Annotated in this window: 22 protein-coding genes, 4 tRNA genes, 3 rRNA genes and 1 riboswitch; of the genes, 10 read left to right on the forward strand and 19 right to left on the reverse strand. The window is 53.7% G+C overall.

Going from position 1 to position 26,136, the window contains the following annotated elements; genetic code table 11:
* The first annotated feature begins 33 nt into the window (after window positions 1-33).
* From RCCS2_RS04310 to RCCS2_RS04320, 3 genes are read left to right on the forward strand one after another with little or no spacing between them, the layout of a single operon-like run.
* A complete protein-coding gene (locus tag RCCS2_RS04310; RefSeq protein WP_008231679.1) occupies window positions 34-396 on the forward strand; it encodes a hypothetical protein in 363 nt (120 codons plus the stop codon).
* A gap of 31 nt (window positions 397-427) precedes the next feature.
* Window positions 428-1,201: a hypothetical protein gene (locus RCCS2_RS04315; RefSeq protein WP_008231680.1), complete on the forward strand. Its 774-nt coding sequence runs from the start codon at window positions 428-430 to the stop codon at window positions 1,199-1,201.
* Complete coding sequence (locus tag RCCS2_RS04320) at window positions 1,201-2,118, forward strand: alpha/beta fold hydrolase (RefSeq protein ID WP_008231681.1); 918 nt, start codon at window positions 1,201-1,203, stop codon at window positions 2,116-2,118. The genes RCCS2_RS04315 and RCCS2_RS04320 overlap by 1 nt, the downstream gene beginning before the upstream one ends.
* Before the next feature lie 143 nt (window positions 2,119-2,261).
* Here the strand turns inward: RCCS2_RS04320 and RCCS2_RS04325 are convergent, their stop codons facing one another.
* The 11 genes from RCCS2_RS04325 to msrP all read right to left on the reverse strand — a co-directional run bounded on the left by RCCS2_RS04325 (window position 2,262) and on the right by msrP (window position 12,192).
* Window positions 2,262-2,966 (reverse strand): hypothetical protein, encoded by a 705-nt coding sequence (locus tag RCCS2_RS04325; RefSeq protein WP_156788416.1) that lies wholly within the window; start codon window positions 2,964-2,966, stop codon window positions 2,262-2,264.
* A 384-nt stretch (window positions 2,967-3,350) separates the two neighbouring features.
* A tRNA-Met gene (locus tag RCCS2_RS04330) sits at window positions 3,351-3,427 on the reverse strand.
* Window positions 3,428-3,529: 102 nt separating this feature from the next.
* Window positions 3,530-4,051: a hypothetical protein gene (locus tag RCCS2_RS04335; protein ID WP_008231687.1), complete on the reverse strand. Its 522-nt coding sequence runs from the start codon at window positions 4,049-4,051 to the stop codon at window positions 3,530-3,532.
* Between the two features lie 5 nt (window positions 4,052-4,056).
* Window positions 4,057-4,569, reverse strand: a complete 513-nt coding sequence (locus RCCS2_RS04340) for a hypothetical protein (protein WP_156788417.1) — start codon at window positions 4,567-4,569, stop codon at window positions 4,057-4,059.
* A 136-nt stretch (window positions 4,570-4,705) separates the two neighbouring features.
* A 5S ribosomal RNA gene (gene rrf / locus RCCS2_RS04345) occupies window positions 4,706-4,820 on the reverse strand.
* A gap of 122 nt (window positions 4,821-4,942) precedes the next feature.
* Window positions 4,943-7,772, reverse strand: a 23S ribosomal RNA gene (locus tag RCCS2_RS04350).
* A 346-nt stretch (window positions 7,773-8,118) separates the two neighbouring features.
* Window positions 8,119-8,195 (reverse strand) — tRNA-Ile (locus RCCS2_RS04355).
* A 3-nt stretch (window positions 8,196-8,198) separates the two neighbouring features.
* Window positions 8,199-8,274, reverse strand: a tRNA-Ala gene (locus tag RCCS2_RS04360).
* A 165-nt stretch (window positions 8,275-8,439) separates the two neighbouring features.
* Window positions 8,440-9,903 (reverse strand): 16S ribosomal RNA (locus RCCS2_RS04365).
* Together the 16S, 23S and 5S rRNA genes with 2 tRNA genes alongside form the textbook arrangement of a ribosomal RNA operon.
* Window positions 9,904-10,673: 770 nt before the next feature.
* On the reverse strand, window positions 10,674-11,291 hold the full coding sequence (gene msrQ / locus RCCS2_RS04370; protein ID WP_008231690.1) for a protein-methionine-sulfoxide reductase heme-binding subunit MsrQ: 618 nt from the start codon (window positions 11,289-11,291) through the stop codon (window positions 10,674-10,676).
* 1 nt (window position 11,292) lies between these two features.
* The gene (gene msrP, locus RCCS2_RS04375) at window positions 11,293-12,192 is read right to left on the reverse strand and encodes a protein-methionine-sulfoxide reductase catalytic subunit MsrP (protein WP_008231691.1); all 900 of its coding nucleotides are present in this window, start codon (window positions 12,190-12,192) and stop codon (window positions 11,293-11,295) included.
* Between the two features lie 280 nt (window positions 12,193-12,472).
* Between msrP and RCCS2_RS04380 the strand changes: the two genes are divergently transcribed.
* Both RCCS2_RS04380 and RCCS2_RS04385 read left to right on the forward strand, forming a co-directional pair.
* Window positions 12,473-12,946 carry a fasciclin domain-containing protein gene (locus RCCS2_RS04380; protein WP_008231692.1) on the forward strand — a complete coding sequence of 158 codons (474 nt, stop codon included), beginning with the start codon at window positions 12,473-12,475 and terminating at the stop codon, window positions 12,944-12,946.
* Window positions 12,947-13,126: 180 nt separating this feature from the next.
* Window positions 13,127-13,741 carry a hypothetical protein gene (locus tag RCCS2_RS04385; protein WP_008231693.1) on the forward strand — a complete coding sequence of 205 codons (615 nt, stop codon included), beginning with the start codon at window positions 13,127-13,129 and terminating at the stop codon, window positions 13,739-13,741.
* A 138-nt stretch (window positions 13,742-13,879) separates the two neighbouring features.
* Here the strand turns inward: RCCS2_RS04385 and RCCS2_RS04390 are convergent, their stop codons facing one another.
* The 3 genes from RCCS2_RS04390 to RCCS2_RS04400 all read right to left on the reverse strand — a co-directional run bounded on the left by RCCS2_RS04390 (window position 13,880) and on the right by RCCS2_RS04400 (window position 18,185).
* Window positions 13,880-14,491, reverse strand: a complete 612-nt coding sequence (locus tag RCCS2_RS04390) for a YitT family protein (protein ID WP_008231694.1) — start codon at window positions 14,489-14,491, stop codon at window positions 13,880-13,882.
* Between the two features lie 326 nt (window positions 14,492-14,817).
* Window positions 14,818-17,433: an ATP-dependent chaperone ClpB gene (gene clpB, locus RCCS2_RS04395; RefSeq protein WP_008231695.1), complete on the reverse strand. Its 2,616-nt coding sequence runs from the start codon at window positions 17,431-17,433 to the stop codon at window positions 14,818-14,820.
* A gap of 302 nt (window positions 17,434-17,735) precedes the next feature.
* Window positions 17,736-18,185, reverse strand: a complete 450-nt coding sequence (locus tag RCCS2_RS04400) for a HEAT repeat domain-containing protein (protein ID WP_008231696.1) — start codon at window positions 18,183-18,185, stop codon at window positions 17,736-17,738.
* A 77-nt stretch (window positions 18,186-18,262) separates the two neighbouring features.
* Here RCCS2_RS04400 and pyrF point away from each other — a divergent pair, with 77 nt between their 5' ends.
* Complete coding sequence (gene pyrF, locus RCCS2_RS04405) at window positions 18,263-18,979, forward strand: orotidine-5'-phosphate decarboxylase (protein ID WP_008231697.1); 717 nt, start codon at window positions 18,263-18,265, stop codon at window positions 18,977-18,979.
* 33 nt (window positions 18,980-19,012) lie between these two features.
* Here pyrF and RCCS2_RS04410 read toward each other — a convergent pair whose 3' ends face one another.
* The 4 genes from RCCS2_RS04410 to RCCS2_RS04425 form a co-directional block, all read right to left on the reverse strand.
* On the reverse strand, window positions 19,013-19,288 hold the full coding sequence (locus RCCS2_RS04410; protein WP_008231699.1) for an NfeD family protein: 276 nt from the start codon (window positions 19,286-19,288) through the stop codon (window positions 19,013-19,015).
* Complete coding sequence (locus RCCS2_RS04415; RefSeq protein ID WP_008231700.1) at window positions 19,288-20,181, reverse strand: SPFH domain-containing protein; 894 nt, start codon at window positions 20,179-20,181, stop codon at window positions 19,288-19,290. The genes RCCS2_RS04410 and RCCS2_RS04415 overlap by 1 nt, the downstream gene beginning before the upstream one ends.
* 41 nt (window positions 20,182-20,222) lie before the next feature.
* A complete protein-coding gene (locus RCCS2_RS04420; RefSeq protein WP_008231701.1) occupies window positions 20,223-21,464 on the reverse strand; it encodes a D-amino acid dehydrogenase in 1,242 nt (413 codons plus the stop codon).
* A 17-nt stretch (window positions 21,465-21,481) separates the two neighbouring features.
* Window positions 21,482-21,574: riboswitch (glycine riboswitch) on the reverse strand.
* 177 nt (window positions 21,575-21,751) lie between these two features.
* A complete protein-coding gene (locus RCCS2_RS04425) occupies window positions 21,752-22,189 on the reverse strand; it encodes an NUDIX hydrolase (RefSeq protein WP_008231702.1) in 438 nt (145 codons plus the stop codon).
* A 92-nt stretch (window positions 22,190-22,281) separates the two neighbouring features.
* Here RCCS2_RS04425 and RCCS2_RS04430 point away from each other — a divergent pair, with 92 nt between their 5' ends.
* Window positions 22,282-23,535, forward strand: a complete 1,254-nt coding sequence (locus tag RCCS2_RS04430) for a DNA polymerase IV (protein ID WP_037293524.1) — start codon at window positions 22,282-22,284, stop codon at window positions 23,533-23,535.
* 439 nt (window positions 23,536-23,974) lie between these two features.
* Here RCCS2_RS04430 and RCCS2_RS04435 read toward each other — a convergent pair whose 3' ends face one another.
* Window positions 23,975-24,838 (reverse strand): N-formylglutamate amidohydrolase, encoded by an 864-nt coding sequence (locus RCCS2_RS04435; RefSeq protein ID WP_008231706.1) that lies wholly within the window; start codon window positions 24,836-24,838, stop codon window positions 23,975-23,977.
* A 154-nt stretch (window positions 24,839-24,992) separates the two neighbouring features.
* Here RCCS2_RS04435 and RCCS2_RS04440 point away from each other — a divergent pair.
* The 3 genes from RCCS2_RS04440 to RCCS2_RS04445 all read left to right on the forward strand — a co-directional run bounded on the left by RCCS2_RS04440 (window position 24,993) and on the right by RCCS2_RS04445 (window position 26,115).
* A tRNA-Val gene (locus RCCS2_RS04440) sits at window positions 24,993-25,067 on the forward strand.
* Between the two features lie 76 nt (window positions 25,068-25,143).
* Window positions 25,144-25,269 (forward strand): type B 50S ribosomal protein L36, encoded by a 126-nt coding sequence (gene ykgO / locus RCCS2_RS18110; RefSeq protein ID WP_008231708.1) that lies wholly within the window; start codon window positions 25,144-25,146, stop codon window positions 25,267-25,269.
* Between the two features lie 144 nt (window positions 25,270-25,413).
* Window positions 25,414-26,115 carry a hypothetical protein gene (locus tag RCCS2_RS04445; protein ID WP_008231709.1) on the forward strand — a complete coding sequence of 234 codons (702 nt, stop codon included), beginning with the start codon at window positions 25,414-25,416 and terminating at the stop codon, window positions 26,113-26,115.
* The last annotated feature ends 21 nt before the right edge of the window (window positions 26,116-26,136 follow it).

Here is a 26,136-nt window from a genome sequence, read left to right on the forward strand (position 1 = left end):
CAGGTCATGACGTGGTAGAAATGCGGGCTGCTAATGGTTGTTGATGAGTTGGATGCTCTGCGGGAAAGGTTTGAAGGCTGCACTGCGCTGGCCTTTGCAGACCTGTCCACAAAGATGATCCTTGTAACTGACTCCAATTCAAATTTACGGCGCGAGGCTTTGGATGTGCTGTGTGCTGAGGCCGCGCTTTTGTTGGGTGCGAACGGCACGCCTGCATTGGGCGAACAGCCAAGTGACCGGGCGGCCGTCGCAAGCGCGTCACAATTGCGCGTCTTTCTGCGATCTGAACAGGAACCGAATGACGTTCTGTGTTGTATCTGTCTGCCAAATCTGGATGCAGATGCTTTTGTTACTGATGCTGCTGCATGTCTGGACCGTATAAGTGGCGGCGAATGAGAAAAATTAACGTAGAGCTGGAAACAGGCTGATGAGCGAATTAGACGCTTTGGCACAAAAACTCGCGACGCTAACGGCGCGCGATAGCATCGATCCTAGCGGCGCGCGTCTTATTTCCGTGGGCGGCGATCCTGCGCCCCTTACGGCGATGTTGCGTGAAGTGGATGACACCGTGCTGGAACGCAGTCTGGTATTTGAATGCGCAGGGACCACAGTGACAATTGTCGCTGCTGGCCGCCGCCTGCGCGGTATTGTCAGCGTAACACCCGAAAACAACGCCGACATTATCGGCCAAGTCATCTCGCGCGAAGAACCTGACGGCGTGCAAGCCGCCTTGGATCTGTTGCAGAATTTATGCGGTAAGGCCGACCGTATGACAGTCCGTAGCCTGCCCCCCCAAGCGTTCGGCAAAGGCGGTGAGCGCGGCATTTCGGCCAAAGGCCTGTCAGAGCTTTGGGGTGTCACGATGGACACCACGCCAAAGCCACCGATGGAACAATTTCTCAGCCAGAATGCAGAGTCATTTTCTTCCGTGCTGCACGTCCGAAAGGGAGAAGTCATCCAAACAGCCGGCGATTTCGCGGCCCTGCAAGCCATTTGGAAAGACCAAGTCGATGCTTTCCGCAAAGCCCATGCCAAGACTTTGCGCGGCGAAGAAGGTGCGCAACTTGTTTGCCTTGAAGGTGCCTTTGATGATGGGTCTTCGGCTGCCGTGGCGCTTTATGAAAATGAGGTTGCTTTGGTTGCATATAAGGCCGAATGTTTTGGGCACATGCAGTCGTCCTGGCAGCGCATTTTCACCTGATGCACCCCGCCGCCGCATCCGCCACGCCTGCGACCCGTTTCTTTGACGGGTTCGAAGAACGCTATTTGGATACAGCAGAAGGTCGCATCTTCTACCGTATCGCAGGCGATGGCCCCCCGCTTGTTTTGTTGCATGGCTATCCGCAAACCTCTGCCATGTGGCACGCGGTGGCCCCGGTTTTGGCGCAGACCTATCAGGTGATCTGCCCTGATTTACGCGGCTATGGGCGATCATTGAAACCCGTCACAGATGCCGCCCACGCGCCCTATTCCAAACGGGCCATGGCCGGTGATATTCTGGCACTTATGGATCATTTGAACCATACGCGCTTTTTAATCGGCGCGCATGATCGCGGCGGGCGCGTGGCCCATCGGCTGGCGGCGGATCACCCCGATCGTGTTTTGGCGCTTTCGACCCTCGACATCGCACCGACACGCGAAATGTATCGCGATGCGGACAGCGGTTTCGCCCATACCTATTGGCATTGGTATTGGCTGACATTGCCGCATCCTTTCCCAGAGCGCTTGATTGGCGCTGATCCTGCCTTCTATTGGCTAAGTAAATGTGGGGCGGGTAAAGCCGGGTTATCGCCTTTTGTGCAACAGGCCTTGGATGAGTATCTGACTTGCTTTTCAGCGCCTGACGCAATCCATGGCGCTTGCGAAGATTACCGCGCGGCCGCCACCATTGATATCACCCATGATGATACGGACATATCAAAACTGCCTATGCCATTGCTCGCCCTTTGGGGCGAAGATGGCGCGATTGAAGCCCATTTTGATTGTCTGGCACTATGGAATGAACGCGCGGCGGATGTGCGTGGTTGGGCCTTGCCCGGCGGCCATTATCTGGCAGAGCAGCACCCAGACAAGGTGCTGGAAGCTTGGATACCGTTTTTTGCGAAAGCTACAGTCTAAGTCAGCCGCACGGGAAAACCTTCTGCCCGCAAATCAGACTTCACCAAACCCTCAAACAATTTCATTGTTATAGGTGCCTGCCCTTAAAAGCGGTCGCCGTGACCGAAGCATATCTATCGGCAGGGTGAATTACACCATATCGATTACTGCAACACACCATCAACCCGCTTTAAAAGCTCTGTCAACTGCGAGATGTGCGAAAACCCACGAACGTTTTGCGCGTCAAGCCACGCTTGATGGACCCCGACAATACGAAGCGGAAACGGCGTCCGCATACCGACAATCCGTGCCGCCGCCAAACGATGGGTGGCCCCGTTTTCGTGCCGGATCCGCCCGTCGCGCCAGATAACGGCCTTTCCTGTACCACCCGTCCCATACGTCGAGGTCTTGCCATGTTGATAGCCCTCCTCAGCCAAGCTGTTAAGCAAATCAAGAAAGCAGGTCTGTAGCAGCAAGGTGATCTCATCAGAATTGACAATTTTGTAATTCTTATGCTGATACTGTCCGTCGCGCGCCAGTGCGTCCGATATTTGTTGATAGGTCGTGCTATCCTGAAGTGCGCTTCGATGCGTCCAAACATCTTGCATGCGCTGGTAGGTGTTACCGCTTTCAAACGATACCAAGTCAATATCGCCATCATCGAAATTGAAAGGGCGTGTTGCACGGGCCATATGGGTGATAGCGGCACCGGCGAACCGCGGCAGTAACCTATTCTTACGCGTCGCCCGCCAGATGCGACGAAGCCGTATATCACGTATTTTTCCGGCAACGCGTGTCGCATCGACCCCTAGGATCAACGCATCACTGCCAAGCTTTTTACGAACACGGTACTCTGAAAAAGGGCGCAAATAACTAAACCTAATCGGCGGAATAACGCCGATAGGGTGGGGTGAGAGACCTACACGATGCAATGGTTAGGTGACGATATGCTGCTCGATTTCGGTGCAGTTGCGATAAAAATACAGCAATTAATTAACAAGAGCGGCGGTTTAAATTGCCATATTTTGCGGTGCGTCGCACCATCTTATGGTTGCCCCTGTATAGGCATTACCGTACGAAAATATGCATCATCACTCATGCATAGTAGGATTTTGATGTCATTATGCGGCAGCGCTAAAATACACCATCCGTAGGTATCAAGAGCCATACCGTTGACCTATGTTACGCGCGATCAAAAACGCCAAAAGCCCCGCGAATGCGAGGCTTATCTGGCGAAATTATATGCTGAATTTTGGTTGCGGGAGTAGGATTTGAACCTACGACCTTCAGGTTATGAGCCTGACGAGCTACCGGGCTGCTCCATCCCGCGCCAAAATTATAAGGCGGTTGCCTTACGTTCGCTGGTCTTACTGCAGTGATATGGGAAGCACAAGAGGGCTTCAGCCGAATTCACACTGAATCTTTTCAAACCTTATTCGACGGTCACGCGAACTTCTGCAGGGAAGGTCCACGGATAACTGGAGGCGATATTTCCGGTCAGTGGCACAAATGCAGTAGACACGGTGGTCGTGCCTGATGTCGATGTCGAATTTGTGGTTCGGCTGCCCGGTCCGCCTTGTGTCACTGCTGTGACGACCTGTGTGCCAGCTTTGTCGCCGTTCCGGCATGTCACGACCAATGGATCCGGCCGGCCACGGTTTGCAAACCGCGATGCCTGCAAAAAGTTTGGATAGGTCACAAATTGTGGCGTGATCACCTGCGCCGTAAATTGATCAGAGCGCAACCGGCACGTCACGCCAGACACTTCAACGACATCACCAGCAGCGTCTGCGGCAAAGGTACGGATCAATGTCGTCGAACCGCCGATCGTCTGTCCACTATCAACAGCACGAGATTGGATCATCGCGACCGGTGTTCCCGAAACCGGAAGAGAGGTGCCAGCACAGGCCGCGATCGCGACCAATGCCGACGCACAAAACAAAACACGTTTCATGATGATCAGTTCGCTAACGCGACGTTTGCAATGGTAGGATAGTTCCAAGGTGTCGTATTCGCAGCAATGCCTGACACGGCCAGACCAAGCAACAGACCACCCATGCCAGCACCTTGCACAACAGCGAGGTCTTTTTCCTGCGCGGTCAACAGTGCACGACCTTCGCGGCCTTCATAATCGCAATCGACCAAGATTGCGCCAGGCACACCACGGTTTTCCATCGATCCACGCTGCTTGAATGCAGGCAATATAACCGCCTGGGGCGTTGTTACGCGTGCAGTCAGTTCATCGGACGTCAGGCTGCATTCTGCGCCAGCAACTTCTGTGCCAAGTCCGGTTTCGCCGGGTGCAGCGGGCAGGTAAGCACGGACCATCGTCTCATTCCGACCGTTTGCAAGACGCTCTTGTACTGAAGCGCTGGTTACAGAGGCCGCAACTGGACCTTCAGTGGGCGTCAGATTGGTGGCGCAGCCTGCGGTTAGCAATGCGGCGGCGAATACGAAGGGAAGTTTGGTCATTTTTGGTTCCATAAAAGCTACTTAAAGTTGCAGCCTATAAAACTCACAAACGTGTGATCGACAAGGGACCGACATCAAATCAATTAAGGTAATTTTGGGGCGCATCGATAGAGAGATAACTTGTACTTCTTATTAGGTTTGGCAATGACTTACTCTCCCACGCCTTAAGACGCAGTACCATCAGCGCTGCGGCACTTAACTGCCGAGTTCGGGATGGGATCGGGTGTTTTGCTCGCGCTATGATCACCAAACCAAAAAAGAAGTACAAAACATCAGCTAGGCAGTATGCACTACCATTGTTGTTCCTTGATCATCGTATACTGATGATTGTGTGTGTATGAACTTTGATTTGCCAGTCTTACTATTACTGGATCAAATCAAGCCTATCGAGCAATTAGTACCAGTCAACTGAACGCCTTACAGCGCTTACATCTCTGGCCTATCGACGAGGTGGTCTACCTCGGCTCTCAGGGATATCTTGTTTTGAAGGGGGCTTCCCGCTTAGATGCCTTCAGCGGTTATCCTGTCCGATCATAGCTACTCAGCACTGCCGTAGTCGACAACTGATCCACCAGTGGATCGTTCACCCCGGTCCTCTCGTACTAGGGGCAACTCTTCTCAAATATCCTACACCCACGGAAGATAGGGACCGAACTGTCTCACGACGTTCTAAACCCAGCTCACGTACCTCTTTAAACGGCGAACAGCCGTACCCTTGGGACCTGCTCCAGCCCCAGGATGAGATGAGCCGACATCGAGGTGCCAAACGGTGCCGTCGATATGGACTCTTGGGCACCATCAGCCTGTTATCCCCAGCGTACCTTTTATCCGTTGAGCGATGGCCCTTCCACTCGGGACCACCGGATCACTATGGCCGTCTTTCGACTCTGCTCGACTTGTCAGTCTCGCAGTCAGGCTGGCTTCTGCCATTGCACTCAACGAGCGATTTCCGACCGCTCTGAGCCAACCTTCGCGCGCCTCCGTTACAATTTGGGAGGCGACCGCCCCAGTCAAACTACCCACCACGCAGGGTCCCGGACCCGGATAACGGGCCGCGGTTAGACATCAAGCAGAATAAGGGTGGTATCTCAAGGGAGGCTCCACCGAGACTAGCGTCCCGGCTTCAAAGCCCACCACCTATCCTGCACATACTGTGCCTGATGCCAATGCGAAGCTATAGTAAAGGTGCATGGGGTCTTTCCGTCTAACCGCGGGTATCCTGCATCTTGACAGGAAATTCAATTTCGCTGAGTCCACATTTGAGACAGCGGGGAAGTCGTTACGCCATTCGTGCAGGTCGGAACTTACCCGACAAGGAATTTCGCTACCTTAGGACCGTTATAGTTACGGCCGCCGTTTACCTGGGCTTCAATTCGGAGCTTGCACTCCTCCTTTTAACCTTCAGGCACCGGGCAGGCGTCAGACCCTATACGTCGTCTTACGACTTCGCAGAGCCCTGTGTTTTTAGTAAACAGTCGCCACCCCCTGGTTTGTGCCCCCGCCCAAAAGTTGCCTTCTGAACGGGCCTCCTTCTCGCGAACTTACGGAGGTATTTTGCCGAGTTCCTTAAATGTGGTTCTCTCAAGCGCCTTGGTATTCTCTACCTATCCACCTGTGTCGGTTTAGGGTACGATCTTATGGAGGGCTATTTCCAGGAACCAATTAACTGCTGGGGCAACTACGCCTGATCCAACAATCTTCATGATCCGTCACCATCTCCTGGCCCAGGAATATTAACCTGGTTCCCATCGACTACGCCTTTCGGCCTCGTCTTAGGGGTCGGCTTACCCTGCTCAGATTAGCTTTAAGCAGGAACCCTTGGATTTTCGGCGAGGGAGTCTCTCACTCCCTTTGTCGCTACTCATGTCATCATTCTCACTAGTGATCTCTCCACCGGATCCCTCACAGGCCGGCTTCACAGAAAATTCCTTGCGTCCAATGTACCCGAAGGCACTAAGGACGCATGGAATTATGTCACACTACGCTCTGCTACCATGCAATAAATTGCATCCTAGACTTCGGCTCATGGCTTGAGCCCCGTTACATCTTCGCCGCAGGACAACTTATTTAGACCAGTGAGCTGTTACGCTATCTTTAAAGGATGGCTGCTTCTAAGCCAACCTCCTGGTTGTTTTGGTCGTCCCACCTGCTTTCCCACTTAGCCATGAATTAGGGGCCTTAGTCGTAGGTCAGGGTTGTTTCCCTCTCCACAACGGACGTTAGCACCCGCTGTGTGTCTGCCGGATATTACTCCTCGGTATTCGGAGTTTGATTAGGATCAGTAAGGCTGTAGGCCCCCATTACCCATTCAGTGCTCTACCCCCGAGGGTATTCGTCCGACGCTCTACCTAAATAGATTTCGCAGAGAACCAGCTATCTCCGAGTTTGATTGGCCTTTCACCCCTAGGCACACCTCATCCCGACCTTTTTCAACAGGTGTGGGTTCGGACCTCCAGTAAGTGTTACCTTACCTTCATCCTGGACATGCCTAGATCACTCGGTTTCGGGTCTAATGCATCTAACTCAGTCGCCCTATTAAGACTCGCTTTCGCTGCGCCTACACCTAACGGCTTAAGCTTGCTAGATACACTAAGTCGATGACCCATTATACAAAAGGTACGCTGTCAGACCTCAAGGGTCCTCCAACTGATTGTAGGCGTTCGGTTTCAGGTACTGTTTCACTCCCCTCGTCGGGGTGCTTTTCACCTTTCCCTCACGGTACTGGTTCGCTATCGGTCAGTAAGGAGTACTTAGCCTTCGAAGGTGGTCCTCCGATGTTCAGACAGAATTTCACGTGTTCCGCCCTACTTAATACGTCTGATCATGCTTCTTATACGGGACTGTCACCCACTATGGTTGGCCATTCCAGACCATTCTAATCACACTCACAGCTCGGCTGGTCCCCGTTCGCTCGCCGCTACTAGGGGAGTATCTATTGATTTCCTTTCCTCCGGGTACTTAGATGTTTCAGTTCCCCGGGTTTGCTTTTTTAACCCTATGTATTCAGGTTAAAAATACCTGGTTTACCTCATTATTAATCACCCCGAAGGATAATAATAACAAAGTATCAGGTGGGTTGCCCCATTCAGAAATTCATGGATCAAAGCTTATTCTCAGCTCCCCATGACTTATCGCAGAGTATCACGTCTTTCATCGCCTCTTACTGCCAAGGCATCCACCAAACGCCCTTTTCGCGCTTGATTTGATCCAGAAAAAGCAAGGCTTTTTCTGTGCCCTCCCCCTTTTGTAAACTTCAAAGGAGGGCTTAATCAAAATGCATACATTGCAATGTCAGCCGCTGGTTCGCAACTGACACTGTTCGAACAAGATTGCTCTTGTTCCGGTTAGTGTACTTGACTTGGAACAAAATAGATTTGTTGCACGAAGCAACCGGTTAATCCTTACGCGGATAACCATCTATTCTGATGTTTTGTATCTCTCTAAACGATGTCAATCCCGGTGAAACCCGAAGGTTCCGCCGAAGGTCGTCCAGTTGGACGGCAAAACAGCGATGCTGCTTAACGGTCTAACTGGTCTATTTGATGTTGATGGTGGGTCGAGGAGGACTTGAACCTCCGACCTCACGCTTATCAGGCGTGCGCTCTAACCACCTGAGCTACCGACCCATCTGGTGGAGCGTATCGGGATCGAACCGATGACCCCCTGCTTGCAAAGCAGGTGCTCTCCCAGCTGAGCTAACGCCCCATTAGGTGCGTCCCACTAAGGTGGAACTGAACTGAAGAGATATGAGGACGGCTTGGCTCTAGGTCACGTCCAAGGAAGACGTGCCTGAATTGACCGGCTTTGATTGCCGATCTTGCTAAGTGTTCCACGAAGATTGCGAACAATCTTGACTAGGAACATCCTTAGAAAGGAGGTGATCCAGCCGCAGGTTCCCCTACGGCTACCTTGTTACGACTTCACCCCAGTCGCTGATCCTACCGTGGCCGCCTGCCTCCCCGAAGGGTTAGCGCAGCGTCGTCGGGTAGAACCAACTCCCATGGTGTGACGGGCGGTGTGTACAAGGCCCGGGAACGTATTCACCGCGTCATGCTGTTACGCGATTACTAGCGATTCCGACTTCATGGGGTCGAGTTGCAGACCCCAATCCGAACTGAGACATCTTTTGGAGATTAACTCACTGTAGATGCCATTGTAGCACGTGTGTAGCCCAACCCGTAAGGGCCATGAGGACTTGACGTCATCCACACCTTCCTCCCGCTTATCACGGGCAGTTTCCCTAGAGTGCCCAGCCGAACTGCTGGCAACTAAGGATGTGGGTTGCGCTCGTTGCCGGACTTAACCGAACATCTCACGACACGAGCTGACGACAGCCATGCAGCACCTGTCACTTGGTCTCTTACGAGAAAACTAGATCTCTCTAGCGGTCCAAGGATGTCAAGGGTTGGTAAGGTTCTGCGCGTTGCTTCGAATTAAACCACATGCTCCACCGCTTGTGCGGGCCCCCGTCAATTCCTTTGAGTTTTAATCTTGCGACCGTACTCCCCAGGCGGAATGCTTAATCCGTTAGGTGTGACACCGAAGGGCAAGCCCCCCGACGTCTGGCATTCATCGTTTACGGTGTGGACTACCAGGGTATCTAATCCTGTTTGCTCCCCACACTTTCGTACCTCAGCGTCAGTATCGAGCCAGTGAGCCGCCTTCGCCACTGGTGTTCCTCCAAATATCTACGAATTTCACCTCTACACTTGGAATTCCACTCACCTCTCTCGAACTCTAGACTGATAGTTTAGGAGGCAGTTCCAGGGTTGAGCCCTGGGATTTCACCCCCTACTTTCCAATCCGCCTACGTACGCTTTACGCCCAGTAATTCCGAACAACGCTAACCCCCTCCGTATTACCGCGGCTGCTGGCACGGAGTTAGCCGGGGTTTCTTTACCAGATACTGTCATTATCATCTCTGGCGAAAGAGCTTTACGACCCTAAGGCCTTCGTCACTCACGCGGCATGGCTAGATCAGGCTTTCGCCCATTGTCTAAGATTCCCCACTGCTGCCTCCCGTAGGAGTCTGGGCCGTGTCTCAGTCCCAGTGTTGCTGATCATCCTCTCAAACCAGCTATAGATCGTAGACTTGGTAGGCCATTACCCCACCAACTATCTAATCTAACGCGGGCCAATCCATCTCCGATAAATCTTTCCCCCGAAGGGCGTATACGGTATTACTCTCAGTTTCCCGAGGCTATTCCGTAGAGAAGGGTATGTTCCCACGCGTTACTAACCCGTCCGCCGCTCACTCCGAAGAGTGCGCTCGACTTGCATGTGTTAGGCCTGCCGCCAGCGTTCGTTCTGAGCCAGGATCAAACTCTCAAGTTGAAAGCATCTTGCGATGCTAACCTTGACGTTCGAACCTCTGCACATCACCACTTGGCCTTACTGAAACCAAATGGCGTTTCTCTGTTTATCGTGCTTCAGTTATCAAAGATAACTGGAAGCCGTCCAAACAGTGAAGCTGACACTCTATCATCGAACCGAAGTTCTAAGAGCGTTGATATACAGACGTCTGATCCATCGAACTGAACCAAACCGCCCACATATCTCTTCAGATATATCAATTTCAAACAGCGTAGAGACAAAAAGGAACCAGATGCGCCCTATATCTTTGGCGCGCCTCGCCTGTATTATCTCTGTTTTTAGTCTTGCGTCTCGTTGCCGTGTGGCCCGTCTGGCGCCCCGTTGGTGCTTGTTAGCGCCGCCGGTGAGGGGGGTTCTACGGTTAGTGGGGGGTACCCGCAACCCCTTTTTTCGAGAAAAATGCATTTTTTATCAGAAACACGATTTTCCCTGTGTTTTTAGTGGTTTGTAGCAATTTCAATGCGCGGACCCAGGGTCATATCGCAATAATCTTAGGCAGAATGGAAACAGAACATACCAGATTTGGGGTTATCCACAGAGTCACCCACAAGACTCTTGCAGATTTAGGCAGACTCAGTCGTCCAAATCACCCTGAATCGCACCGATTCATGCTTTTTTAAGCGACTCGTTGTCATGTGATCGGTGTGTTTCATTGCGATTCACTTCCTCAGAACGCAAAGACCCGGCAGTTTTACTGCCGGGTCGATGAATCAATTCGCCTTGGTCGGGTGTTACGCCAACTGTCGCTTTCGCTGAAATGTTATGTAGCGGCTTGCCACCAGCCCTACGATCACAATCAGATAGATGATCGGCTCTAGCTGGAACCCTTTTACCAGCCATAGATAATGAACCGCACCAAGGATCGCCGCCGGATACGTCAGCTTGTGCATCTTGCGCCAAGCAGCTGCGCCCATTTTCCGCACCGACAAGTTATTTGATGTCACGGCCAGCGGGATCAGCATCAGGAACGACACCATGCCGACGGTAACATAGGGCCGTTTCACAACCTCTTCCCAAACGCGACTGACGCTTTGTACGTCAAGGATTGCGAAGACGAGGAAATGCGCAAGGACAAAGAAGAACGCCGTCACCCCAATCGCCCGGCGGAACTTAATCAGGTTCACCCCTGTCCAATTCCGCAATGGTGTCACCGTCAAACCGACGACCATCAGGATCAACGCGATCTCACCATAGGCGCGCTCAAGTACATTGATGGGTTCCACCAGATACGGACCAATCTGGTTAAGGGCGCGCCAGAACTCCCATACCGCGTAAACGGCGCCGACTATATATATAGTCCACGCTGGAACCCGGCGGAGTGCGCCGTTGATGGTTTGGGCAACAGCCATTTTAGATATCCACGCTCAAGTCTTGGCCTTCGTAAAGCGGGGCGACTTCGGGGTACCCGTTGAACATCAGCGTGTCTTGGCGTGCTGCAAACAGGCCGCCACCGATGCGACGTTCGGATGCCTGGCTCCAACGTGGGTGATCCACGGTTGGGTTCACATTACTATAGAAGCCGTATTCACGCGGGTTGGCCTTGTTCCAACTGGTTGGCGGTTCTTGGTCGGTCAGTGTGATACGGACGATCGACTTGATTGATTTGAAGCCATATTTCCACGGCACGACCAAACGGATGGGGGCACCGTTCTGGTTATAGATCGGCTCATCATAAATGCCAGTCGCCATGATAGTCAGCGGGTGCATCGCCTCATCCAGACGCAGGCCCTCAACATAAGGGAAATCAAGGACACGGCGCTGCACACCAATCATGTTTTCTGGCTGTACGACCGTTTCAAAGGCCACGTATTTCGCGCTGGACTGGACGCCCACCTTATTCAGGATGTCCGCCAGCTCGATCCCGTTCCATGGGATAACCATCGACCATGCTTCAACACAGCGGAAGCGGTAAAGACGATCTTCGACTGACAAACCAGACAACAGATCATCCAGCGCATAGTCGCCCGGGTTATCCACCATACCGTCCACTTTGATAGACCAAGGTGATGTGACCAGTTGGTGTGCGTTCTGCGCAGGGTCGCTTTTGCCTGTGCCAAATTCGTAGAAGTTGTTGTAGCTGGTGATCTCTTCCAGCGTATTTGGCTCCAAGGCGTTTTGGGCAGATGCGCCACCGGCCAAACCAATCGCACCCAAACCGATCGTGCCCGCCAAAATTTGACGGCGGTTCAGATAGGCTGCCTTTGGCGTGATGTCGGCTTTGGTCAGGGTGTTGGTCCAGCGATATGCCATGTGGGTCTCCGTTCTTTTCGATTCTATCGTCATATAGGTGAGAACGCGTGAAAGATGTCTCACGTTGCCGCCAGAACACTGAAATGTTCCAAAAATAGGGCGGATCAATCACGAAGACTCACGCAGCTGTGACTGGAAACCTGAAAATGACGTGGCTTAGGAGGATCGCCATTATCGTCAAGCCGCACTGGCGGAAATCCCCGGTGATCTGGACGCTGTATGCCCCGTAGAAACCTCGATGCACAAGAAACGCATCTTATGCAAAATGGGAGACTACCACATGCTACGCAGAACTTTTATCGCCGTGACCGCAGCCGCAACAGTTGCAACATCCGCTTTCGCAATGTCTGAAAAAGACATCGTGGATACAGCTGTTGAAGCTGGCACATTCACAACACTGGTTGCCGCAGTTGAAGCCGCAGGTCTTGTTGAGACACTAAAGGGTGATGGTCCTTTCACAGTCTTCGCACCGACGGATGAAGCATTCGCAGCCCTGCCAGAAGGTACGGTTGAGGGCCTGCTGGAAGATCCAGAAGCACTGGCTGCGATCCTGACATACCACGTTGTCCCCGGCAAAGTGATGTCCACTGACCTGTCCAACGAAATGATGGCAACAACAGTGAACGGTGCCGACGTGACAATCATGACCGAAGGCGGCGTGATGGTTGACGGCGCAAACGTTGTGACTGCTGACATCGAAGCATCGAACGGCGTCATCCATGTGATCGACAGTGTAATCCTGCCCGCAAGTTAAGCGCTTGTATCAGGTTTGATCGGAAAACCCCGGCCATTTGGTCGGGGTTTTTTTTACGGGAACAATGACTGCGAGGGCAGTTTGGTCGGTGCTGCGCGATGAATGAAGTTCCGCTTTGCGAAGATTAAAACCTGCACTTTAGTTCTGCTTGATAAAGCCGCTCTTAAAGGTGGTTTTTAGATGCGCGTTCTGACCGAAGCAGCCGTTGATTACCAATTGCCGGTATCAAGATTTTCACCTAATTCATTGCCTACGCTATTTTGCCCGTTCAAAAAGGAACACCTGTTGAAAAATTGGCCGCTCATCGCCTGCGCCGCTATCATCTCTGTCGGCGGATTGCTTGGCATTGCCTACGCGCAAGATGATCTCGATAACCCCCGCATAACGCAACAAACCCAAGATTATGTCCAACTTCGCCAGAATGGTGAACTCTCGCAAGCATGGGACATGTGGGTAGATGGACGCAAACTGGCGATCCCCTTCGACAGGTTCACAGCGATATACGATGATCTTAATAGTCGTTTGGGGGACCTTATTGAATTTGAGGTCTTGCGTGTTGTGCAAGACGAAGATCCAACAATCTTCCTCGCACATTTTTCTGCGGCTTATAGCAACGACTATTTCGAATGTGGCTACTTCATATGGCAAGATGAAGCGAACGATCTGCGTTTGGTCAGCTTACAGCGCGTTCAGCTTTCTTTCGCGACCATTCAAGGTGAAGGTGGCTACGATAGACTGGTATTAGCGGGATGCACTGCATTGCCTGACACCTTGTACGACAACGCTGGGCAGTAAAGTGCGGTGTATCCTCAATGCTAAAGTCAGAAATGCGTTGATACTTTAAGCGAAACAGCAGTCGTTCAGTTCAAAACTTAAAACGGCCGCTTGGTCCCACCCAGCCGCCGTCGGCACTAAGCAACTGCATACAGTTCCTTACCGTGCCACGTATCGGTCCCGCCTGTGATTGATCGCGATCATCAGGTTGATCACTACGGCCCCCAGTAGTGAATAAAAGACCAGCACCGGATCAAAGAGGAAAAACGCCAGCCCAAATAGACAAACGTCAAAGATCAATTGCACCCATCCGGCCCGAAACCCCGTCGTGTCCTGAATAAGCAAGGCCACAACTCCCAAACCGCCCAGTGATCCGTTGTGCCGAAACAAGACAAGCAAAGCGACACCAGTCAACGCCCCAAACGTCATCGCACCCAAAAGCGGGTCGAGGTATGTAAACACCATACCCATTGGAATAATCTCAGTCAGAATGGACAGCAACGTGACCGAAATAAGTGATTTGATGGTAAATGACTTCCCCAGCCGCCGCCACGCCAGCACATAAAACGGCAGGTTCACCAAAAAGAAAACCACGCCAAATGAATATCCGCTGAGGTAGGAAATGATCACGGCAATCCCGGCCGTTTGCCCTGTTATCAATCCCAGCGTCGTCAGCATATGCAGGCCAATCGCAGCAAGGAAAACGCCCAACGAAAGCCCCTGAATATCGTCAAGCAAGGAATGGGTGGATTCGGATGTATGCACTGTCATGGCTTCCTTATAGGACAGTTACACTGCCCTACAAGAGGTGATGGATACGTGAAACAGGTGCCATCGGCTGCAGAGGGACGTCGCGCCAAATGCGACATCTTGCGTTTCCATTTTAGACTTCTTTACACCGTCGTCATTCATGCGGTGTTGCAGGGCAGCATATTGTAACGCGACCAGCCTGAGTGTTCTGGACATCTATAAAGGGCCTTTGCACCTGCTTTTGCCTAAGCTGATGCAAAGAGGATTTTGATCGGCTGTTAATCGGCAATTCGCCCTTGGCCTTCAAACCATCAAAAAGGGCACCCGAAGGTGCCCTTTCAAATCACTTAGTGAACCACCGCATCCTCGGGCGGTTGCCTGTTGCTGGATGACACCCGGTCACCCACCAACAGCCCATCTACACCCGCGCTTACACTGATCGTATCACCATCCATGACGTCACCAGCGAGGATCATTTCCGCCAGTTGGTCTTGCAGCGCACGCTGGATTACCCGCTTGAGTGGGCGCGCACCGAACACAGGGTCATAGCCTTCATCGGCCAGCCATTTCAACGCGGCATCATCCAGATCAAGGTGGACGTTGCGCCCGGCAAGCCGTTTGGCAAGCAATCCAAGCTGGATCGTAACAATACCTGCCATGTCTTCACGCGCCAGACGGTCAAAGATGACAGTTTCATCCAGACGGTTCAGGAACTCTGGCCGGAAATGCGCCCGGACTGCATCCATCACATCGCGCTTTGCCTCGGCCGCATCCGCGCCATCAGGCAATTGGCTGAGCGATTGCGCCCCAAGGTTGGACGTCAGGATGATCAGCGTTTGCTTGAAATCCACAGTGCGCCCCTGACCATCGGTCAGCACACCATCGTCAAGCACCTGCAACAGCACGTTGAACACATCAGGGTGCGCCTTTTCGACCTCGTCGAACAGGATCACCTGATAGGGCCTGCGCCGGACCGCTTCGGTCAGCACACCGCCTTCGTCATAGCCAACATACCCCGGAGGTGCGCCAATCAGACGGGCGACCGCGTGTTTCTCCATGAATTCCGACATGTCGATGCGAACCATAGCTGAATCATCGTCAAAGAGGTATTCGGCCACAGCTTTCGTCAGCTCAGTTTTACCCACACCGGTTGGCCCGAGGAAGAGGAACGAACCTAAAGGTCGGTTCTCATCATTCAGCCCAGCGCGCGCACGGCGCACGGCATTGGCCACAGACCGCACGGCGGTTTTCTGACCGATCACACGTTTGCCAAGCTCTTCTTCCATGCGCAGCAGCTTGTCGCGTTCACCTTCGAGCATTTTGGAGGTCGGGATACCCGTCCACCGCTCAACCACTTCGGCAATCTGTTCTGGCCGCACAGCTTCTTCGACCATCAGGTCGTCGTCGCCGTCTTCGACTTGTGCCACCAGACGCTCCAGCTCTGGAATGACACCGTAAGACAGCTCACCCGCTTTCGCGAGGTTGCCTTCACGCTTGGCGATATCCAGTTCGGCACGGGCACGATCCAGTTTTTCCTTCACGTCGCGCGTGCTTTCCAGCTTGTCGCGCTCGGTCTGCCATTTTGCGGTCATCTCAGACGCGCGGTCATTCAGATCAGCCAGTTCCTTTTCCAGCTTTTCCAGACGGTCCTTGGACGCTTTGTCGTCTTCTTTCTTCAGCGCCTCGGATTCGATCTGAAGCTGCAGGATCTGACGGTCCAGCGCATCCAATTCTTCCGGCTTGCTGTCCACTTCCATACGCAAACGGCTCGCCGCCTCATCCATCAGATCGATGGCTTTATCAGGCAAAAAACGGTCGGTGATATAACGATGCGAAAGCGTGGCGGCAGCGACCAGCGCGCTGTCGGAAATACGGACACCATGGTGGAGTTCGTATTTTTCCTTGATCCCACGCAGGATGCTAACCGTATCCGTCACCGTCGGTTCCTCAACCATCAATGGTTGGAAACGGCGGGCCAGAGCTGCGTCTTTCTCAACATACTTGCGGTATTCATCTAGCGTCGTAGCACCCACACAGTGCAACTCACCCCGCGCAAGCGCAGGCTTGATCAGGTTGGCAGCGTCCATTGCGCCGTCAGCCTTACCGGCACCGACAAGTGTGTGCATTTCGTCGATGAACAGGATGATTTCACCGGCAGCAGCTTCGATTTCTTTCAGAACCGCCTTTAAGCGCTCCTCAAACTCACCACGATACTTGGCGCCCGCAATTAGCGCACCCATATCCAGCGCCATCAGCTTTTTGTTGCGCAGGCTTTCAGGCACGTCACCATCAATGATGCGCAGTGCCAAACCTTCGGCAATCGCAGTTTTACCCACGCCGGGTTCACCAATCAGAACAGGGTTGTTCTTGGTGCGGCGTGACAACACCTGCATGGCACGGCGAATTTCTTCGTCGCGGCCGATGATGGGGTCGATTTTCCCTTCGCGCGCGGCCTCTGTCAGGTCGCGGGCATATTTTGCCAGCGCTTCAAAGCTATCCTCAGCCGTCGCACTGTCAGCGGTACGGCCTTTGCGGATGTCATTGATTGCAGCATTCAAGGCTTGCGCCGTGACGTTGCCTGCATCCAACGCATCCTTGGCCTTGGATTTCACCAAGGCCAGCGCCGTTAGCAACCGTTCAACCGGCACAAAACTGTCGCCCGCTTTCTTGGCGACCTTTTCGGCCTCATCCACCACTTTGGCGGTGACATTATCAAGATAAACCTGTGCCCCCTCGCCCGATACCTGCGGTATCTTGGCAAGGCTCGCATCGACGGCAGCAAGCACCGCCGTGGGATTCCCGCCCGCACGGGTGATCAGGTTGGAGGCAAGCCCCTCTTCATCATCCATCAATGCTTTGAGCAGGTGTTCGGGCGCAAGCCTTTGGTGGCTTTCGCGCATTGCGATCGTCTGGGCGGCTTGTACGAAACCGCGCGACCGCTCAGTGAACTTTTCTAAGTTCATGGGTCTCTCCTTTATATAAGCGCCCGGATTTTGCGGTGCCCGCTATGCAGCACACCTTTGTTTGGGCCTCATCAGATAGATGGGTATTTGACCGTGTCCTCGCAAGTCTGTGATCCGTAATTTTCCACTTACGGGGAGATCGGAGATCTTATTCCCCGCGCATAAATCCGCGAATCGCGCAAAAAGAGTGTGCGAAGATCGCCCTACAAATTGGGCAGACCACCACTCACGCGACCCTCTTTGGTCGTTATTGGTGATGACGATCAAGGTGCAATGGCGCAGTCACGGAAGAGGCTGCGTCATTACTTTTTTACAAGGTTGCGTGCGCGTGCACGGACCGAGGCAGCGGGATCATTTGCAGCCTGCACCAGTAAGCTTTCCGCCTCTGGTCCACCCAATCTGACATAAGCGTCCAGCGCCCAAGCACGCAGCATTGGTTTATCATGGTTAAGGTAATGCACGACCATCTCTGGCGGCAAATCGACGGGGGCATGTTGCACTGATTGCAACAGATGAAGGGCCGTTTCCCAATGCGGATCGGCAGTCAGAACATCAGCAGGGAACGGGATATCAACGCCGGCATCATAAGCGGCTTTAAGCACCCAACTGGCCGCCCGCGCAATCTTTGCATCCTTCCCACGACACCCAGCGATCAGGGCCGCATAGTCACATGGTTCCAACGCATCGGCGGCAGCGCGCAAATCGGCAACGCGCTTGCCATCCCAATCCTCAAACATCGCGATCATATCCATGACCGTAACATACCGCGATTGCGCCTTGGCAGGCCAGCCGATAGACCCGGTGCAATGACGCTAAAGGAGCCTGCCCTATGTCCGATGACCGTTTGATTGTAGCGCTAGACGTGCCCAATGTCCTTGACGGGTTGGAACTTGCGAAAATGCTGGGCGACAGTATCAGCTTTTATAAAATCGGGCTCGGTATGCTGACGGGTGGTGGTCTGGCATTGGCCAATGAACTGAAGCAGGAACATGACAAACGCATTTTTCTTGATATGAAGTTCTTTGATATCGGTGCTACGGTCGAGGCCGCGGTGCGTGGTGTGGCTCAGTTTAATCTGGATTTCCTGACCGTGCATGGCGACCCCCATGTCGTGCGTGCAGCCCGCGAAGGGGCTAGCGCGTCAGATATGAAAATCCTGGCCGTGACCATTCTGACATCGCTGGACCGCGACGATCTGGATGCATCCTGCGTCAAATCTGGTGACGTGGCCGATTTGGTGCAGGAACGGGCAGGCATCGCTTTGTCCAATGGGGCTGACGGTGTGATCGCATCGCCGCAAGAGGCCGCCTTGATCCGCGCACTGCCAGAAGCCAAAGGCAAACTGATCGTGACCCCCGGCGTGCGCCCCGCAGGTGCCGCACTGGGTGATCAGAAACGCGTTACGACACCAGCCCAAGCTATTGCAAACGGGGCTGACCATGTGGTGGTCGGCCGCCCGATCTGGCAGGCCGAAAACCCAAAGGCCGCGGCGCAAAGTATTTTGGCTGAATTGGCTTCACCACAAGCAAAAACCCCCAACCACTAGGGTCGGGGGTTTTCAATTCAAACGGCAATAAACTTAGTTATCGTTTACATCGGTTTCCCAGATTTTGACCTGACCGGTCTTCAATCCAAAATACTTGCGCATCGCCAGATATGATATCAGTGACAGCACTGCAAAGATAACGAGTGTTAGTGCCAAGCCGGTTCCAGAGACCCCGAACAGGATCAGCAATCCCATCATCGCGGCGCCTAAGGCAAATCCCAGAAAGATATAGCCCGGGATCAACACTTCGAGTGTTGCGAGGATCAGCGCCCCCGACATCCAAACCCACCATTCCGTCCAAAGCGGCATTATCCACGTCCTTTCAACATTGCGAAGGCATTCGAGAAAGCATCGACCGCGTTGGCAGGCAAGACAACTGTCTGGCTCCCAGCACCATCACCCAGCTTTTGCAAAGCCTCGACCTGCTTGAGGGCAACCTGATATTGAGCAGCCTCCAAGCCATTTTCCGCAATCGCTACCGCAACCACTTGGGTCGCATAAGCTTCGGCATCGGCCAACACACGGCGGGCTTTCGCATCCTGCTCAGCGGCATAGAGTTCAGCATCCGATTGCAGTTCGACCGCGCGCTTTTGGCCTTCGGCCTCGGTCACCTGTGCACGACGTGCGCGTTCGGCGTTCAACTGCTGCAACATCGCTTCGCGGGTTGCTTGATCAAGGTTCACGTCCAAAATCTCGGCACGTGTCACTTCGATCCCCCAGTCATCGACCTGTTGGGCGACTTGGGTGCGCACGGCTTCAATCAGGTTAGATCGGTTCGCCTGGACCTGATCCAGCTCCATCCGGCCAATTTCAGAACGTACAATACCGGCAACTGTCGTGGAAATCGCACCATCCACGTCGCGGATACGGTAAACCGTCTTTTCAGGCTCGATAATCCGGTAAAACACCGATGTTTCGACCTGCACCAGCACGTTGTCGGATGTGATCGCGTCTTGGTTCATGGACGGCAACTGGCGCTCAAGGATTGAAACCTTATGGCGCACGCGGTCCAAAAACGGCACGATAAAGTTGATACCGGGCCCAAGCACAGAGCGTAGCCGCCCCAGCCGTTCCACCACAAATTTTTCCGACTGCGGTACGATGCGCACACCGGCCATAATGCAGACGATGATAAACACCGCCAGCAACAGCCAAAGCACGTTTTGTCCAAAGAATTCAGCGAATAAGTCTTCAATTGGCATATATCTGTCCCTCATTGTTATGAAGGACAGATAGGGATGATTTAGGCTGATTTCAATGTATGCTGTTGTATACTGTTACTTTTAAATCGTGCTGTGACTACCGCGCCGATCGTATCTGCGGTGGCTGGGCTTAGCGTCCAACCAAGGTGTCCGTGGCCCGTATTGTAGAACACCCGGTCGCTTTTCCCCGGCCCCACACGTGGCATCATATTTGGCATCATTGGGCGCAATCCGGCCCAAGGCACACAGCTTTCTGTCGACACATCTGGGAAATACTCTTCGCACCATTTGATCAGCGGACGCACCCGGCGTTCTAGAATGTCGCGATTTTCGCCATTGAACTCGGCAGTACCCGCAATCCGAAAGCGGTTCTTGCCCAAGCGCGACGATACAATCTTGGCTTTGTCGTCCAGCAGCGATGTCGTTGGTGCAGCCGCCTGACTTACCTCATCATCCAGGTTCACTGTGATCGAATAACCTTTTACCGGATATACATTCACACGGTCGCCCAGCATTTGCGCAAATTTGCGGCTACCAACACCGGCGGACACGACAACTGCATCATAGCGTTCTTCATGGCCGCATTCGACATGTACGCCATCGGCACGCACATGCAGATCAGTCACTGGGGCGCCCAGCTTGAAGACGACGCCTTGCTTCTTGAGCCAATCAGCCAAACCAATCGTGAACTTGTGAATGTCACCTGTGCTGTCGCTTTCGGTCCAGAAACCACCAATGATATCACCACGAAGCGTAGGCTCTTTCGCCATCACCTCATCGACGGTCAATTCGTGCCGCTCCAAACCGCCTTCGGCCAACAATCCGTTGACCATACGCGCATGCTTGAGGTCTTTTTCGGTTTTATAGAAATGCAGAATACCAGCAGGGCTGAAATCAAAATCAACGCCTGATTTGTCAGCCATTTCGGCCAAACCAGCACGCGCGGCAACAGCCATTGCAGCGGTTTTGGTGGTGTTCGTCTTGTAACGCGGAATGTTCGCCAAAAATTCAGTCATCCAGCTGACTTTATGCCAACCCGGACGGGGGTTTACAGATAACGGGGCTTCGCCCTCAAACATCCATTTGATGCCTTTAAGGACGGTGGACCATTGGTTCCAGACTTCCGCGTTCGACGCGCTTAACTGACCGCCGTTGGCAAAACTGGTTTCCATCCCGGCATAACGCTGACGATCATAGACCGTCACGTCAAAGCCACGAACCATCAGTGAATAAGCAGTGGTAACGCCGGTAATTCCGGCACCAAGTACAGCAACGCTAGGCATGGTAAATCTCCTTACCAAATGCCCCCGCCGTCTGCTGTACCTGAGAGATTCGCCGGATTGGGCTTGCTCCTTCGGCGGACCATCTAAGGTCTCTCTTCGGCGTATTGCACCCCAACCGGTCCTTCTGCCTGAGAGTGACCGGGGCGGTTGCTCCTTCGGCGACGGACTGAACCGGCTCTCCCGGTCAGCGTGTTTCCTATTGGAAACTCATAGACAGACTGCGCCGTAAAGCAACAAGAATCTTATGCGCATTTCACCCACCTTCAAAACACTGAAAACCGTGTGATTTAAGTCGCAAACCCACCGGTTTCGGCCATCCAGCGTCGTAAGCGTGCACCGTAAGGCGGCACGCGGTTTGGCAGATCAATAAACCTGTCCAAATCATACAGCGCCCAGCGCTGTCCTTCGTTGCCGAAGACGATATCAGCAACCGACGTCGCAGGAAGCCGGGCCACAAAAAACGCAACCCATTTGCCCGCATTGTCATTGGCCGGAAACGCGCTTTCCCACACAATGGCGGATCGTGGCAAAACCAATCCCACTTCCTCTCTCGTCTCGCGGGCGACTGTGTCAAACGGACTTTCCCCGGGGTCACGTGCACCGCCGGGCAAATCCCAAAGATTGGGGTAGGGAATATGATCAAGGTTATCGCGCAGAATGCTGACAATCCGATCCCCCAGAAACAACGCCACCTTTGCCCCGTCATGCGGGCCAGACATCTGCATAGCCAGCTCCTTTACCATCGTCTTGGCCCAAAAACGCCCGCCAAGGACACCTGCCCGTTGTGTCTAAACGCAGCGGCCCATATCTTGGCACCATGCCCGCCCTTTGCCGCGATTGCCTGACCACATTTGACGATGAACCCCGTTGTCCGCAATGCCGCAGCCCAAGGGTGACGCGGCACCCGGAATTATGCGACCTTACCATCGCCCATATGGATTGCGATGCTTTCTATGCATCCGTCGAAAAGCGCGACAATCCTGAACTGGCGGACAAACCCGTCATCATCGGCGGCGGGCGGCGCGGGGTCGTCTCAACCGCCTGCTATGTTGCGCGGATCAAAGGCGTGAAATCAGCCATGCCGATGTTCAAAGCGCTGAAACTCTGCCCCGAGGCTGTGGTGGTTCGGCCTAATTTCGACGCCTATGTCGCAGCTTCAAAAGCGATCCGGGAAATGATGGATGAACTGACGCCGGTCGTTGAACCGCTTTCCTTGGATGAGGCGTTCATGGACCTTACAGGCACCGAACGCCTGCACCATGCGCCGCCTGCGGTGATGCTGGCGCGGTTGATCAAACGGATGAAAGATGAATTGGGCCTGACCGGATCAATCGGCCTGAGCCACAACAAATTCCTCGCCAAAGTCGCCTCTGACCTTGATAAACCACGCGGTTTTTCGATCATCGGGAAAGAGGAAACGACGGCCTTCCTGCGCCCCAAATCCGTGCGCTTGATCTGGGGCATAGGCCCTGCCGCACAAACCAGCCTCAACAACGCCGGAATCCGCACCTTTGACGATCTGCTGCGCTGGGACAGACGCGATCTGCATGATCGGTTTGGGGGAATGGGTGAGCGACTTTATAGTCTGGCACGCGGCGAAGATGGACGGCGGATATCGTCGCACAGCCCGGTAAAGACACTGTCGAATGAAACAACATTTAACGAAGATACCGGCGACGTAGATATCCTTGATGGACACCTGTGGCGGATGGCTGAAAAGGTCAGCGCGCGGGCGAAAGCCAAGGATAAGGCGGGACGCGTTGTGACGCTGAAACTGAAAACATCGGATTTTAAACTGATCTCAAAACGCCAAAGCCTGCATCACCCGACCCAGATTGCGGATACGGTCTATCGGACAGCAAGGGGTTTGTTCGATCAAGTCAGCGGGCGCGGACCATTTCGTCTGCTGGGCGTGGGCCTGTCAGAGATCACGTCAGACGCCGATGCAGACCGCGAAGGCGACCTGCTGGACCCCGGCGCGCAAAAGCGAGCGCAGGCGGAAAAGGCCGCCGACAAAATCCGCGAGCGGTTTGGCAAGGATGCCATTATCAAAGGGCGCGCACTGCGATGAAAAGTAAGGTGGGTCTCGACCCACCTTACATGCTGGACATACGGTTTTTCCAATGGTCACAGGCAAAACAGGAAGACAGTGCTGAACATGGCTTTCACTCGCAGGCTTCGCTGCAAGCATCAAAACTGCGCCAACAATCGCGATAGGCTATTCTGACCAGCACCTAAATCAACTGAATGATCAAGACACCCCAATGATAGCGGTCGTCGGGCAATTCGACCTGGGCGATCAGCGGGCGCGGGGCTTATTGGCTGGGCTACGACGATATCGCATATATTGAACCGTCGCCGATGACTGCGTTTGAGGGGGACATAGCCGCCCGTATGAGTGCATGAATGCTAGCAGCCTTGTTGGCCGGAAAATTGATGATGTCATCCGCATCTTTGGCTACCTGCCGCATGGGACAGATGCAACGCGGCTCACACTTGGCAGATGATCCCTATTCTGCTGCGACCTTTTGATCATCCGCCTGACCAATCTGCGCAATTTCAGCAATCACCCCCGTCAGAAGGGTCTTGAAAGCCGCAAAGTTGTCATTCGGCTCTAACGTGCGTTCGTTCATGTACAAGGCGCGATCAATCTCGACCTGAATGGCGTGCTGCTGGCGGGATGGGCGGCCATAATGCTGCGTGATAAAGGCACCGGCAAACGGCATATTGCGCGCCACACGCAAACCCGCGCTGGCAAAAGCGGCCTCGACCCGTTCCACGATTGACCCAGCCGCAGTTGCGCCAAACCTGTCACCCAACACGACATCAGGGCGTGCGCTACCGGGGGAACCTACGTTTTCCAGCGCCTCATGCGGCATTGAATGACAATCAATCAAAATAGCTTCGCCAAAGGCGTTATTGCTTTCGTCCAGAAGCGTCTGCAACTGGTCGTGATAGGGGCGCCAGTATTGGGCGATGCGCTGGTGGGCCTCGACCAAGGTCAGCTTGCCGCGATAGATTTGGCGTCCATTTGCAACAACGCGCGGGATGACACCCAAACCGCTGGCAACACGCGGGTTGTGCGCGCTGCGCCGCACCCCTTCAATCAAAGCAGAATCAAGCTCGTCGGCACCACGGTTCAGATCCAGATAAGCGCGTGGGGCAGTGGCGGTCAGCAGCGGGGCACCTTGTGTTGGTACAGTTGCGAACAGTTGATCGACATAAGCATCCTCTGACGACCGGATCTCGCTTGCATTCAGGACTGCGCGGCGCAAAAAGGCGTCAGGGTAATCGCGCCCACTGTGCGGAGAGGCAAAGACAACACTTGTCGTGCGGGCCTTGGGGCGGGTCAGATTGTAAGCTGATTTTAGCACGTTGTTCGTCCCTTCGTGCCAATAGATAGCGCGTTTTGGGAAAATACCAAAAGCCCTTGATCCCTTTGTCGACTCCTTTTATAGACCGCACGACTGACGCGGTTCGCCCCGCGTCCTATTTCGTTATGGGACGATGGTGACACGCAGATGACATGGATGATTAGCTCAGCGGTAGAGCACTTCGTTGACATCGAAGGGGTCACTGGTTCGATCCCAGTATCGTCCACCATGAATTCACCGGGCCGCAAGGCCTGAACAGCAACCCCAAGGCGCAATCCGCGCGCCGCGACAGATAGGAAACGACCATGAAGGTACGTAACTCCCTCCGCTCGCTCAAGCAGCGCCACCGCGATTGCCGCATCGTGCGCCGTAAGGGCCGCGTCTATGTGATCAACAAGACGCAACGCCGGTTCAAGGCCCGTCAGGGCTAACCTGAGCATAGCAGATTTGGAACAAGGGTCGTGCCGATGGCGCGGCCTTTTTTTTGTTTGTGACTCACACAATGTGAGTGACCAAACGGAATAAAGCGCAAAGCTGACACGTAAGGCCGGTATAACCCGAAAGGAACCTGTCTTATGTTCGCAAGAAACTGCATCTCACTTATTGCCCTAAGCCTTGTTACCGCCTGCGGTAATCATTCTGACGGCCCCGCCGATCCGGTGCCCCCGTCGATAAGTGCCGAAGTCACGCAGGCAGATGGCATTATCAGCGCCAATGATGCGTTAGTGGCGTTCGACACGACAACCGATAGCACCACGGTGTTCCTCTTTTTTGAAGGCACCAATCAGGCTGGGTTCTTTGGTTTTGAGCACGGACAACTTGAAGAAACGGGCGAGTATGCGGGGCTTGCCGTATTTGCACCCAGCTTCAGGGGGATCGAAGGACAGGTCCCTACTGCTGGCACCGGGACTTACGATGGAAGCTTCAGACTGGCGCATGTCACGGACATCTCGACGGGGTCAGATGGGACGCAGACCGCGGGCAATACGCAAAACGTCAGGGGTGACCTCAGCATCGAGATTAACTTTGACAATCTGGACTTTACCGGAGGGTCAAGCGACGGCAGTGGCCTGACCATGAACGGACAAATCACGAACGGCGGCCAAATGTCTGGGATCGCCAGTTTTGGCGGCACAGACGCTGTCTTGGGCGGGCTGGTCCTCGGCAATACGTCAGAGCAGGTCGATTCATCCGTTACCGGTGCATTCGCGGGAGGCACAGAGACAGAGTTATTAGTTGGTGGCTTCGGCGCCAGCGATCTCGTTGAAGACGGATAGCGGCATGGGATTGACACTGCA

It is taken from the genome of Roseobacter sp. CCS2 (genome assembly GCF_000169435.1).
Lineage (GTDB): Bacteria > Pseudomonadota > Alphaproteobacteria > Rhodobacterales > Rhodobacteraceae > Yoonia.

Excerpts from the sequence above, each read along its gene's own strand:
- RCCS2_RS04310 (WP_008231679.1), top strand. The coding sequence starts at position 34 with ATGGTTGTTGATGAGTTGGATGCTCTGCGGGAAAGGTTTGAAGGCTGC.
- RCCS2_RS04315 (WP_008231680.1), top strand. The coding sequence starts at position 428 with ATGAGCGAATTAGACGCTTTGGCACAAAAACTCGCGACGCTAACGGCG.
- RCCS2_RS04320 (WP_008231681.1), top strand. The coding sequence starts at position 1,201 with ATGCACCCCGCCGCCGCATCCGCCACGCCTGCGACCCGTTTCTTTGAC.
- RCCS2_RS04335 (WP_008231687.1), bottom strand. The coding sequence starts at position 4,051 with ATGAAACGTGTTTTGTTTTGTGCGTCGGCATTGGTCGCGATCGCGGCC.
- RCCS2_RS04340 (WP_156788417.1), bottom strand. The coding sequence starts at position 4,569 with ATGACCAAACTTCCCTTCGTATTCGCCGCCGCATTGCTAACCGCAGGC.
- msrQ (WP_008231690.1), bottom strand. The coding sequence starts at position 11,291 with ATGGCTGTTGCCCAAACCATCAACGGCGCACTCCGCCGGGTTCCAGCG.
- msrP (WP_008231691.1), bottom strand. The coding sequence starts at position 12,192 with ATGGCATATCGCTGGACCAACACCCTGACCAAAGCCGACATCACGCCA.
- RCCS2_RS04380 (WP_008231692.1), top strand. The coding sequence starts at position 12,473 with ATGCTACGCAGAACTTTTATCGCCGTGACCGCAGCCGCAACAGTTGCA.
- RCCS2_RS04385 (WP_008231693.1), top strand. The coding sequence starts at position 13,127 with ATGCGCGTTCTGACCGAAGCAGCCGTTGATTACCAATTGCCGGTATCA.
- RCCS2_RS04390 (WP_008231694.1), bottom strand. The coding sequence starts at position 14,491 with ATGACAGTGCATACATCCGAATCCACCCATTCCTTGCTTGACGATATT.
- clpB (WP_008231695.1), bottom strand. The coding sequence starts at position 17,433 with ATGAACTTAGAAAAGTTCACTGAGCGGTCGCGCGGTTTCGTACAAGCC.
- RCCS2_RS04400 (WP_008231696.1), bottom strand. The coding sequence starts at position 18,185 with ATGGATATGATCGCGATGTTTGAGGATTGGGATGGCAAGCGCGTTGCC.
- pyrF (WP_008231697.1), top strand. The coding sequence starts at position 18,263 with ATGTCCGATGACCGTTTGATTGTAGCGCTAGACGTGCCCAATGTCCTT.
- RCCS2_RS04410 (WP_008231699.1), bottom strand. The coding sequence starts at position 19,288 with ATGCCGCTTTGGACGGAATGGTGGGTTTGGATGTCGGGGGCGCTGATC.
- RCCS2_RS04415 (WP_008231700.1), bottom strand. The coding sequence starts at position 20,181 with ATGCCAATTGAAGACTTATTCGCTGAATTCTTTGGACAAAACGTGCTT.
- RCCS2_RS04420 (WP_008231701.1), bottom strand. The coding sequence starts at position 21,464 with ATGCCTAGCGTTGCTGTACTTGGTGCCGGAATTACCGGCGTTACCACT.
- RCCS2_RS04425 (WP_008231702.1), bottom strand. The coding sequence starts at position 22,189 with ATGCAGATGTCTGGCCCGCATGACGGGGCAAAGGTGGCGTTGTTTCTG.
- RCCS2_RS04430 (WP_037293524.1), top strand. The coding sequence starts at position 22,282 with ATGCCCGCCCTTTGCCGCGATTGCCTGACCACATTTGACGATGAACCC.
- ykgO (WP_008231708.1), top strand. The coding sequence starts at position 25,144 with ATGAAGGTACGTAACTCCCTCCGCTCGCTCAAGCAGCGCCACCGCGAT.
- RCCS2_RS04445 (WP_008231709.1), top strand. The coding sequence starts at position 25,414 with ATGTTCGCAAGAAACTGCATCTCACTTATTGCCCTAAGCCTTGTTACC.